An 11,809-nucleotide genomic window follows, 5' to 3' on the forward strand; every position below is an offset into this window, starting at 1 on the left:
GGGGCCTACAGTAGGACCGGCAGTTCGGGGCTCCCGGTGGCGGAAGGCTTGGTGCGAATGATGCGAATGGACTCTTCGACTTCCTCCCACGTGAGGCGGAGCTGGTGGAGAAACTCCGTGCCGCCTTCGGTGAGGGTGTAGTACTTGCGAGGTGGGCCACTCGTGGATTCCTTCCAGGTGTAATCCAGAAGGCCAGCATTCTTGAGGCGCGTGAGCAGCGGGTAGAGGGTTCCCTCGACCACAATCATGCGGGCCTGGGTTAGCTCTTCGAGCATGTCTGACGCATACACCTCGCCGCGGGCGATGATTTCCAGAATGCAGAACTCCAGGATGCCCTTCCGCATCTGCACTTGGGTGTTCTCTACTTTCATGGGCTTGCGATGGTAGATCGGTGAAGAATGAGTCAAAGATAGTAAAAGGTACTATGTAACACAAGGTACTGTCGAAAATATTTTTTGGTTGCACATTTCGGGCAAAAAAAACGTGGGATGCCAGCGCCTGCCCATACAGCTACCGTCGGCACCAGTACTTCAGGTACAGCTGCGCTGCCGCCGAAAAGCGGATAGAGCGGCTTATGCGCCTGTTGGCGGTATTCTACTGGGTATGGGGCAGTGCCGGGCGCTGAATCCGGAGGAGAGCAGCTGGCGTAAGTGCCGGAATCCGGGTCTGCCGAAAGATGCTGGCAGCGGCCACGAGGTATAGTTTCCGAAGCCCATGAAGCCACGACGCACTATTAGTTAGTACCTTGCGTTGTGAATCGGATTAGCCGTTTTTAGCTTGTTTTCTATGTCGCACGTTTTCCGTATTACTTCTCTGCTAGTGGTAGTTAGTGGAGTATTGGCTCTCACTCCGCAGCAGGCCGCCGCCCAGGATACCACGCCCAAGTACAGCAACGAATTCCTCAATATTGGGGTGGGGGGGCGTGCGCTGGGTATGGGCAAAGTGCAGGTAAGCCTGGCCAACGATGCCACAGCCGGCTACTGGAACCCGGCGGGCCTGCTCGATCAGAAAACCAAGTACGATGCCGTGCTCATGCACTCTGAGCTGTTCTCGGGCATCGTGAAAAACGACTATGGCGCCTTCTCTATGCCTCTCGACGACAAAAGCGCCATTGGCGTGAGCGTGGTGCGGCTGGGCGTTGATGATATTGCCGACACCCGTGACCTTATTAATGAGTACGGCTATATCCAGTACGACCGAATCCGGTATTTCTCGGTGGCCGACTATGCCCTGATGCTGTCGTACGCGCGGCGCCTTGGCAACATCGAGGGCCTAAAAGTGGGAGCCAACGCCAAGGTCATCTACCGCAACATCGGCGAGTTTGCCAATGCCTGGGGCTTTGGCATCGACGCCGGTGTGCAGTACGACAAAGGCAACTGGCGTCTCGGCCTCATGGCCCGCGACATCACCACCACCGTCAACGCCTGGTCTATCAACTCCGATAAGCTACGCCCCATAGCCGGCGACTCCACTGGTAGCAGCGTGCCCAAAGGCAGCACCGAAGTAACCTTGCCCCGCTTTGTGCTGGGTGTAGGCCGCTTGGTGCAGCTGCCCGGCGAGTTCACGGCCCTGGCCGCCGTCGACATCGACCTGACGACCGATGGACAGCGCAACACGTTGGTGTCAAGTGGGCTGGTGAGCGTCGATCCGCGCGCCGGTCTGGAAATTGGCTACAAAAACCTGGTGTTCCTGCGCGGTGGGGTTAGCAACGTGCAAAAAATAAAGGCCTTCACTGGCTCCGAGGAGTGGAAAGTACAGCCTAGCCTGGGCGTTGGGGTGGCCCTTAGTGGGTTGCGCTTGGATGTGGCGCTTTCGCAGCTGGCCATCGAGAAGCTGGCTGGCCGCACCCAGACCAACAACATCATCGTTTCGCTGGGCTACGGCATCAAATAAGACCGAAAGCGGAACCTATTGCCGCGCCATGCGAGTTGGCGCGGCACGCTCTTCTCCTTACGCTTCTACCTCTATCATATGACACAACCTTACCGACTTCGCTACCTGCTGGGCTGGTGTTTCCTGTTGCTGGGCTTGCTGACCGCCGGTTCTGCTTCGGCCCAGACGCTCTACGGCAACGAGTGGATCGTTCCGAGCCAGCAGTATTATAAGATCAAGATTCTCAAAGACGGCCTCTACCGCCTCGATCAGCAGTATCTGGCGCAGGCTGGCATCAGCGGCGTGAATCCGCAGCGGGTACAGCTCTGGCGGCGCGGCCGCGAAGTGGCCATCTTCGGTGGCGGCAACCAGGCCACGCTCGACGCCACCACCTACTTCGAGTTCTACGGCCAGCGCAACGACGGCAAGCTCGACCAGCGCCTCTACAAAGGTGGTGCGGCCACCCAGCCCCACGACCTCTATAGCCTCTACACCGATACTGCCGCTTACTTTCTCACGTGGTCGGCTACGGCCAATGGACTACGGATGGCCCAGCCGGCCGTAGCGCCCACAGCCGCGGCACAGCCGTACCGGATGCGCCGTGAAACCGAAATGTTTGTATCCTCTTTTGCACACGTAGATGACAATGCAGTTATCTACCAGCCCTGGGGCGAATCGGGAGAGGGGTGGCTTTCAGCATCATTCGGGGGAACATTTCGAGGAGAGTCCACTAATGCTACTGCCTTAACTGACTCAATCTGGAGCCGTAGTGCGAACGGCCCTGTGCCCATGATGGAGGTAATGTTGGTTGGGGGATGGCCGGGGCAGCGGTCTGTGGACGTTTCGGTATACCTGCCGGGCAGCAACAACATGCGGCTATTGTCCACCACCTTGGTGACTAATTACAATAAGTATCGCTTACGGTTGCCGCTACAATCCACAGATATTGATGCCAACGGTAATGTGAAAGTGTTTTTTAGCATTACGGGTCGGCCGCCGGCCGCCAATGGCAACAAGTTTCGGGTGGCGTATGCCCGCTACACATATGCACAAACCAACCGCTGGTTTGCCGGCCGCCCACAAATTGCGTTTTCCAACGATTCGACGTTGGCCGGGCCAGCCTATTATGCCCTGGATTCTATTCCAGCAACAGTTGTTGGTTTCGACATCACCGACCCTTACAATGTGCAACGGATTGTTGGCTCTGCGCTGGGTGGTCAGCGCCGGGGATATGTATTTCCGGAGGCCAACAACCGTACTCGAAATATGGTGCTGGCTGATGAAGCGGTAGCTTCCGTGCCTCGTCCTGCAACACGCATACGCTTTCGTCCGCTGAATGCCACTGCCACTAACTTTTTGATAATAAGCCACCAGCTGCTCATGCGGCCAGTAGGCGGCATAAACGCTGTGCGCGACTATGCCACTTACCGCGCCTCTACGGCCGGCGGCCGATATGATACGGTGGTGGTAACCTCGCAGCAGCTCTACGACCAGTTTCACTACGGTGAGAAGTCAGTCGGAGCTATGCGCAACTACGTGCGCTGGGAGCTGGCCAATTCACCTGCCAGCCAAACCAATTATCTGTTGCTGCTGGGCAAGGGCCTGATGGTAGGCGAATACAGCCGCAGTTCGTTGCCGCCCGCCAGCGACCTGATTCCCGGATCTACGCGCAGCGCCTCCGACAACTTTCTGTCGGCCGACTGGGAAAACAACAACTACATTGCCCGCATGCCTACTGGGCGTGTGTCTGCAGCTACTTCTACGGAAGTCCTGAATTACTTGAACAAGCTGAAAGCGCACGAGGCGCTGCCCGCCGAACCCTGGCGCAAAAACGTTGTACACTTGGCCGGGGGACAGAGTTCAAACGAGCGTATGTTGTTCGAAGAGTATATAGATAGATACAAGCGCTTTGTAGAACGTCCTCTGTTTGGGGGGAAGGTGGTGAAAACCTACCGCCGCTCCGACTCGCAGGGAGGAAATTTGCCAGTCAGCATCACCTTAGCACCTGAAATCAATAATGGGGTGTCGTTGGTGACATATTTTGGCCACGGCACGGCTCTAGACTTCGATTTGCAGTTTGGTGACCCCACCGACCCGAGCAAGGGCTACAATAACCCCGGTAAGTATCCGGTGTTTCTAATCAGTGGCTGCTCTGCCAATGCGGTGTTCAGTCTGCTCGGCGGTGCCCGTACGCTGTCGGAAAACTGGATTTTCTCTGACAATAAAGGCGCGATAGGCTTCCTGGCCGGCTCCGATCTTGGTTTTCCGCAGAACCTGGATGCGTTTACTACCCATTTCTACCAGGCTGCCTTCAACGACCCCAATTTTTACGGCAAACCCGTTCCGGTTATTCAAGCAGAGGCTACTCGCCGGATGCTGGCGCAGTTCAACCTTCCCTCTACAATTTCGCAGTCATTGATGAATATCTGGCTTGGCGACCCGGCTCTGCGCTTCTTCGCGCCCGATAAGCCAGACTTCATTGCTAATCAGCCCGGCGACGTGCAGGTGCAGCCCAATGGTGCTGGTCCGCTACAAGCTTCGGCCACCAGCCTCAAGGTGGTTGTGAATGTGAAAAACCCCGGCAAAATCACGACCGATCCGCTGGACGTGCGTATTACGCGGCGCTATCCTACCACCAGCGCCGGCACCCGTGCCCCCGACGTGTACACTTATACGGTACGCCAGGCCTGGCGCGATACCACCTACGCTTTCGTGCTGCCTAATGCCGGCAACGTGTTCGGCGAAAACTGCTTTCAGGTAGAGCTGGACTACCAGCAGCGCATTGCGGAGCTGCTGGAAACCAACAACAGCGGACAGGCTTGCTTCAATTTCCTGCAGGGCGGCGTCACGACGCTGTGGCCCCCGGAGTTTGCCATTGTGCCTGCTACCAACCTGCGCTTGGTAGGCCAGACCAACGACCCGCGCGGCACCTCGCGGGCCTATGAAATGGAGCTTGATACTGTACCTACCTTCAATAGTTCCCTCAAGCAAACCCGCACTGTAACCACCACCCTGGTGCCTGACTGGCGCCCCACGCTGCCCGCCCTCGCTGGCCGCGACAGTGTGGTGTGGTACTGGCGCCTGCGCTTCCAAACGCCTGACCCGACCCTCAACGAAAATCCGGAGTGGGCTACCAGCTCGTTCCGCGTGATTCCGGCCACCCCAGGTGGCTGGTCGCAGAGCCACCATGGCCAGTTCAAACGCAACCAGCTGGCCCGTATAAATAACGTTGCTCCTTCTGGGCGTTGGGAGTTTGCCGATGCCACAACGCAGCCTGTTGGCTTGATTACGCGCGGCGGCGGCGACGGCAGTACGCCTACGTTCAATCCGGTGACGGACGGAATCACGGCGGCCTCTTTGCCTTTTGTTGGCAACTGCGCGGTCATTCAGCCCAATATTATGGTGGCTGTGTTCAGTGGCCGCACGCTGCGGCCCGTGCGCAACGTGGGCGGCGGCGCCTACGACTCGTGTGGCCAGGGTGATCTGCGCTTCTACCACTTCGCCAGCGCTGGCACCGCCTCTGACAATATCAACACACCTGCCCGGCAGGCCCAGCTGCAGGCCTTGCTTACCAATGTGCGGCCCGGCGACTATATCGCGCTGCTATCGATGAACAAGGTGAACTTCTCGGCTTTCCCTGCTTCGCTGAAAGCGATACTCACCAGCCTCGGCGCCACCCGTATCAACAGCCTGCAGGATGGCGACCCGTACGCTCTGCTGGTCCAGAAAGGCCCCAACGCCCGCCCAGTGCAGGAAGTAACCGCCGATCCCACCAGCTCCACCCCGCGCGCCAGCCAGGTGGTCACTCTCAATGGCCAGATTGGTACCCGTAGCGGTAGCGGCACAGTATCGTCTACCCGTATCGGCCCGGCCCAGGAGTGGCAGACGCTCTACCACACCGTGCGCCTGCCTGAGGCCTCCGACAGCTACACGTTGCAGCTAGTGGGCATTGATACGCTGAACGTGGAGCGCCTGCTCAATCCGAGCGTTACAAACCGCAGTTTGGCGCTGGCCGGTATCTCGGCCCGGCAGTATCCGTACCTGAAGCTGGTACTGACCCTACGCGACACTGTGAATCGCACGGCACCGCAGCTGGAACAGTGGCTGGTGACCTATCAGGGTGTGCCCGAAGGCATCGTGCGCCGCGACCTGGCCACCCCTGCCACGGTGTACGACGCAGCTACTCTGGCCCGGCAAGCCGCCGAAACCGGCAGCGTAACGGTACCTGTGGTATTTGAAAACGTGTCGTCTATAAACTTCAGTGGCCCTCTCAAAGCCCGCATCACACTCAGCAACGGCGGAAACACTCGCACTGAGCTGCTAAACGTGCCTGGTGGGCCACTGGCGGCCAATTCACAGGTTCGCTTCAACGCCAGTATGAACATAGTAGGTCTCGACGGCTCCATTAGCGGTAATGTGGTAGTGAACCCGCGCCCGAATGCTGTACCGGAACTGTACTTTTTCAACAACGAACTGCTGCTGCCTGCTTTCCAGGTGGATGACCGCAACACGCCGCCCGTACTGGACGTGGCTTTTGATGGCCGCCGGATTCTGAATGGGGAAATTGTGTCGCCGACGCCTATTATTCGGGTGCAGCTCAAGGATGACGACCGGCTGCGCCGCATCCAGAACGCCAACAACTTCGATGTGCTGCTGACCGCGCCCGGCCAGACCACGGCCACGCGCCTCGACCTGAACGGCTCCAACGTCATCTTTGAATCTGACTCAACGCGGGGCTTGGCAGTGCTGACGCTGGATATGGGCAAAACCCAGGCGCTGGCCGACGGCATCTACACGCTGGAAGTGCAGGGCCGCGACGCTACCAACAAGCCCGCTGGCTCCGAGCCCTACCGCGTGACGTTTGAAGTAGTGAATGCCTCTACCATCACCAACGTCTTCCCGTATCCGAACCCCGTCACCAGCAAAGCGCAGTTCGTGTTTACGCTTACCGGCGCCGAGCTGCCGCGGGACATGAAAATTCAGATCCTGACCCTCACGGGCCGCGTGGTAAAGGAAATTATGATGGAGGACATCACGGCCAAAGGGCCGCTGCGCATCGGCAACAACATCACGGGCTACGCCTGGGATGGTACCGATACCTACGGCGACCGGCTGGCCAACGGCACCTACCTGTACCGCGTCATCCTTGATGACCCGACCAGCAAGTTCAGCCGCCGCGCCACCAGCGCCGAAGCCGACCGCCGGGCCTTCAAAAACGACTGGGGCAAAATTGTCCTGATTCGCTAAGCGGCAAATGATACGCAATGCCTACCAAAAAGGGCCGCCAATTTTGGCGGCCCTTTTTATATGTACAGGATGCTAGTTGACACTTACCTATCGGCGCCGCAGCGTTACGAAGCTAAAGGCGTAAGCATGCCGGTCATCGGCCGGGTGCCGCTCGCGAGACTCTTCGCGCCACTCGGTGTGGTTGAGTTCCGGGAATACGGTGTCGCCTTCGAAGCTGTGGTGCACTTCGGTGAGGTAGATGGTATCGGCGGCCTGCATGGCTTGGCGGTAGATTTCGGCGCCCCCAATCACAAACACCTCCTCATCGAGCTGCGCGGCCCGCTCCAAGGCGGCCGGCACCGAATACGCCACTTCACAGCCCGGCGCCTGCCAGTCCTGCTGCCGCGTGACGACGATGTTGGGCCGGTTGGGCAGGGCCCGTCCGATGCTGTCGTAGGTGCGCCGGCCCATGATAACGGGGTGGCCCTGGGTGAGGCGCTTGAAGTGCTTGAGGTCATCAGGCAAATGCCAGAGCAGCTTGTTGTCGTGCCCGATGACGTTGTTTTCGGCAGTAGCTACTACAAAGGATACCATGCGTTTCAATCAGGATGTTAGAGCAGATACATTGAACCCGCGCAGGAATTCCTGTATGGGCATACGCTTCTTGCCTTCCAGCTGTACATCCAGCAAGCTCAGCAGGCCGCTGCCGGTTTGCACGCGCAGGTAGGTGCGGCCGTCGGTATGCCAGGTGCCGATGCCGCCCGAGTCGGGGCCGCTTGCTTCCTCGTCGTCGAAGGGCTGGGCCCGAAACACCTTGAGCGTACGGCCGTCGGGCAGCTGCGTGAAGGCCGTAGGGATGGGGGAGAGGCCCCGCACGCGGTTGGCCAGCGCCGGCGCCGACTCGCTGAAATCCAGCCGGCCGGTTTCCTTCTGAATCTTGGGGGCGGCGCGCAACTCGGCACTTTCCTGCTGGGGCAGGCTGGGCGCCGTGCCGGCCGCAATAGCCTGCACCGAGCGCAAGGCCAGGGCCGCGCCGGCCAGCTTCAGCTTTTCATAGAGCGAGCCAAAATCGTCCTCGGCGGCAATCGGAATTACATCCTGGAAAATCAGGTCGCCGGTATCGATTTCGTGGCGCAGGAAAAAGGACGTGACGCCGGTTTGGGTTTCGCCGTAGATAAGAGCCCAGTTGATAGGCGCCGCCCCGCGGTACTGCGGCAGCAGCGAGGCGTGAATGTTGATGCTGCCCCGCGGTGGCATGTTCCAGACGGCCTCGGGCAGCATACGGAAAGCCACCACCACCTGCAAGTCGGCCGCGTAGCCCTCCAGCTCCGCCTGAAACTCCGGCGACTTGAGATTGGTTGGCTGCAGCACCGGCACGCCATGCGCTTCGGCTGCCTGCTTCACGGCCGAGCCTTGCAGCTGCCGCCCGCGGCCGGCCGGCTTGTCGGGCGCCGTTACCACAGCCACCACGCGGCAGCCGTCCCAGCCAAGCAGGCTTTCCAGCGTCGGAACGGCAAATTCCGGCGTGCCCATGAAGATGATATTCAGCATTTGTTCGGGTGTTTTTTAGCCTGCAGAGGGCGCCGTGTTTTCGCAGAGGACGCAGCGTTATTCCAGAACGACTCTGCGTCCTCTGCGAAAAACACGGCGCCCTCTGCGGGCTACATCTTACTTAAAGTCCGGATACAGCAAATACTTCTGCCGCATGGCCTTGTACTGCCCCAGTGCCGGCTCCCACGAAGCCCGGATTTCCGGCTCCGTATTCCCGGCCACAATCATCTGGCGCACCGTGGAAGTGCCGGTCAGCTGCTCGAAGTATTTGCCGAAAAACTTGTCTTTGGCGGTGCTTTGCTGGTAGAAGTCGAGCAAGTACTTCACCGTGAAGCCCACCTCGTTGCCGGAGCTGCGCAGGTCGAGGCCGTAGCATAGCTTCCCGTTCTGAGGTGGCGTAGGTGAGCCGGTGTTGGGCTTGGGCGTGAAGCGAAACGGCCGCGTGGCAGGCTGCGTGGGCGCCCCAATCACCTCAAACGGCATATCGGTGCCCCGGCCCACGCTCACATCGGTGCCTTCAAACAGACAGATGGTCGGGTAAAGGCTCACGGAATGAGCGTTGGGCAGGTTGGGGGAGGGGCGCACCGGCAGCTCGTAGCGGGTGGCGTGGGTGTAGCCCTGCACCGGCACCACCGTCAGGCGGCATTGCTTGCCGCCGGCCAGCCACTTTTCTCCGTTGATCATCTTGGCCAGCTCGCCTACGGTGAGGCCGTGCACCACCGGAATGGGGTGCATGCCCACAAACGACTTGTGCTGGGGCTCCAGCACGGGCCCGTCCACGTACCAGCCGTTGGGGTTGGGGCGGTCCAGCACAATCACCTCCTTGCCCTGCTCGGCGGCGGCCTCCATCACATAATGCATGGTGCTGATGAAGGTGTAGAACCGCACGCCGACATCCTGAATATCGAATACCAGCACGTCTACGTCGGCGAGCATGGCGGCCGTGGGCTTTTTAGTGGCGCCGTAGAGGCTGCGCACCGGCAGGCCCGTGCGGGCATCTTTACCGTCTTTGATGGTAGCGCCGTCGGCCGCTTCGCCCCGGAAGCCGTGTTCCGGTCCGAAAACGGCTTTTACGGCCACACCCTGCGTGAGCAGCGTATCGAGCAGGAAGGCGCGGCCCACCAGCGCCGTTTGGTTCACCACCAGCCCCACACGCTTGCCCTTCAGCAACGGTAGGTACCGCTCAAATTGAGCGGCGCCCATCCGCAGGCTGGCGGCCGGCTCCACTATTACTTGTGGCGGCGAAACCACTGTAACTGAGGGAGCAGCGGCGGGAGCAGTGGCCGTGGGCTGGGTGGGCGCGGTAGCGCTGCAGTTGGCAAGCAGGAGCGTGGCGCTCAGCAGGCTGGGAAAATTGGATATCGGCATCAGGAAACGAAGCTAGGAAACTGACCGTAGACGCGTAGCTTTACGGCAGTGAACGTCTCGCGGTACATATCCCACAAGATTGACGGAGCCGACTCGGGGTCTTTTACCTCCTCGGTGACAAAGATAGCCATCATCAGCATTGCCATGGGCGTTGCGGTGATGATTGTGTCCTTTGCTATCCTCGAAGGATTTCGCAACGAAATACAGAGCAAGATCTTCTCGTTTGGCGCGCACTTGCAAATCAGCAAGTACGACACCAATAACTCGCTGGAAGTGGAGCCCATCGGCGGCCCGCGGCTGGTGCAAGACCTGCACCGCTTCCCGCAGGTGCAAACCATTCAGCCGTTTGCCCGCAAAACGGCCATCATCAAAACCAAGGATGAGGTGCTGGGCGTAGTGCTGAAAGGCATTTCGGAGGAAGATGGCAACTCGCCGATGCGCGAAAACCTGCAGACCGGCAAGTTCCTGAGCTTCCCCGACTCCACGGCTTCCAACGACATTCTGCTCTCGCGCAAAGTGGCCGACAAGCTGCGCCTCAAGGTCGGCGACGACGCCCTGTTCTACTTCATACAGAATCCGCCGCGGGTGCGCAAGTTCACCGTGAAAGGCATCTACCAGACCGGCCTCGACGAGTTCGACGACGTGTACGTCATCGGCGACATTCGCCAGATCCGGGACCTGAACGCCTGGCCCGATTCGCTGGTAGGCGGCGTGGAAGTGGTGCTCAAGGACTTCAACCGCCTCGATCCGGTAGCTGAAAACCTCTACGAAAACCTGCGCTACGACCTCAAGCTGGACAAAATCACGGATCAGTACGCGCAGCTCTTCGACTGGCTGCAGCTGCTCAACCGCAACGTCATCATCTTCCTGATCCTGATCATCTTCGTGGCTACATTCAACATGGTGGCCACCATTTTCATCATGATTCTGGAGCGCACGAATATGATTGGGGTGCTGAAGGCCGTGGGTGCCACAGACCGCCAGATTCGCAGCATGTTCTTCTTCCGGGGGTTAAGCCTCACGCTGCGCGGCATGCTCTACGGCAACCTGGTGGGGCTGGGCTTCTGCGCCCTGCAGTACTACACCCACCTCATCCCGCTCGACCCCGAGAACTACTACATGGACCGGGTTCCGATTTTCTGGGACCCCAAAATCATCGTTATTCTTAACGCGGCCGTGTTTGCCACCTCGTTGCTGGCCGTGCTGGTGCCAACCTACCTCATCTCGCGTATCAAGCCCGTTACAGCCATCAAGTTCGACTAATCACGGATTTTAGCGGATTAGACGGATTAATCGGATTTTGTGGACGACTTGAGGCGGGGCATTGCCCCGCCTTTTTCTTTTCAGGAGGCGTGATTTTTTAGGAAACGCTTAAACTTCAGGCTGGGCTCTCCGAAGTTAAGGAGCAAGCCAACCTCCAAGCGGTAGGCTGTGAGGTAGTTGATGACTTGAGCGAAACTGGAGGGCTCCAGCGTTGGCAAGGCCTTGAGTTCGACTAATACCGAGCCGTCAATCAGAAAATCAGCGCGTCTGGACCCGACGTCATGCCCTTTGTAGTACACTGGCATGTGTATTTCGCGGCTGAAAGCAATGCCCGCCATCGTCAACTCCACTGCCAGGCTCCGCTGGTAAATTCCCTCTGGAAAGCCGGGCCCTAACTCACGGTGCACACTCATCGCACACCCAATAATGCTTTTGGTCAGCTCGTTATGGCGAATATCGAGTAGCATAAGCAATAAGTAAGTCGCTTTTTAACTGGCAATCAGCAGCAAGAAAACGATGGGCGAAGAGC

Annotated in this window: 8 protein-coding genes; 3 read left to right on the forward strand and 5 right to left on the reverse strand. The window is 59.0% G+C overall.

Going from position 1 to position 11,809, the window contains the following annotated elements:
• Positions 1 to 5 precede the first annotated feature (5 nt).
• A complete protein-coding gene (locus H8B14_RS09700) occupies positions 6 to 371 on the reverse strand; it encodes a PadR family transcriptional regulator (protein ID WP_187315438.1) in 366 nt (121 codons plus the stop codon).
• A gap of 415 nt (positions 372 to 786) precedes the next feature.
• On the opposite strand from H8B14_RS09700, the gene H8B14_RS09705 reads away from it, so the two are divergent.
• Entirely contained in the window at positions 787 to 1,893 is a 1,107-nt protein-coding gene (locus tag H8B14_RS09705; protein ID WP_187315439.1) for a putative type IX sorting system protein PorV2, read from the forward strand.
• 78 nt (positions 1,894 to 1,971) lie between these two features.
• Positions 1,972 to 7,119 (forward strand): putative type IX secretion system sortase PorU2, encoded by a 5,148-nt coding sequence (porU2, locus tag H8B14_RS09710; protein WP_187315440.1) that lies wholly within the window; start codon positions 1,972 to 1,974, stop codon positions 7,117 to 7,119.
• Positions 7,120 to 7,206: 87 nt separating this feature from the next.
• On the opposite strand, the gene H8B14_RS09715 is transcribed toward porU2, so the two are convergent.
• From H8B14_RS09715 to H8B14_RS09725, 3 genes are all read right to left on the reverse strand, one after another.
• Positions 7,207 to 7,692, reverse strand: a complete 486-nt coding sequence (locus H8B14_RS09715; protein ID WP_187315441.1) for a dihydrofolate reductase — start codon at positions 7,690 to 7,692, stop codon at positions 7,207 to 7,209.
• Between the two features lie 9 nt (positions 7,693 to 7,701).
• A complete protein-coding gene (gene fmt / locus H8B14_RS09720) occupies positions 7,702 to 8,649 on the reverse strand; it encodes a methionyl-tRNA formyltransferase (RefSeq protein ID WP_187315442.1) in 948 nt (315 codons plus the stop codon).
• Positions 8,650 to 8,766: 117 nt separating this feature from the next.
• Complete coding sequence (locus H8B14_RS09725; protein ID WP_187315443.1) at positions 8,767 to 10,017, reverse strand: exo-beta-N-acetylmuramidase NamZ family protein; 1,251 nt, start codon at positions 10,015 to 10,017, stop codon at positions 8,767 to 8,769.
• A 114-nt stretch (positions 10,018 to 10,131) separates the two neighbouring features.
• On the opposite strand from H8B14_RS09725, the gene H8B14_RS21315 reads away from it, so the two are divergent.
• Complete coding sequence (locus H8B14_RS21315) at positions 10,132 to 11,280, forward strand: ABC transporter permease (protein WP_315984817.1); 1,149 nt, start codon at positions 10,132 to 10,134, stop codon at positions 11,278 to 11,280.
• 80 nt (positions 11,281 to 11,360) lie between these two features.
• Here the strand turns inward: H8B14_RS21315 and H8B14_RS09735 are convergent, their stop codons facing one another.
• On the reverse strand, positions 11,361 to 11,747 hold the full coding sequence (locus tag H8B14_RS09735) for a GxxExxY protein (RefSeq protein WP_187315445.1): 387 nt from the start codon (positions 11,745 to 11,747) through the stop codon (positions 11,361 to 11,363).
• Positions 11,748 to 11,809 lie beyond the last annotated feature (62 nt).

This window comes from Hymenobacter puniceus (assembly GCF_014333525.1).
GTDB lineage: Bacteria > Bacteroidota > Bacteroidia > Cytophagales > Hymenobacteraceae > Hymenobacter.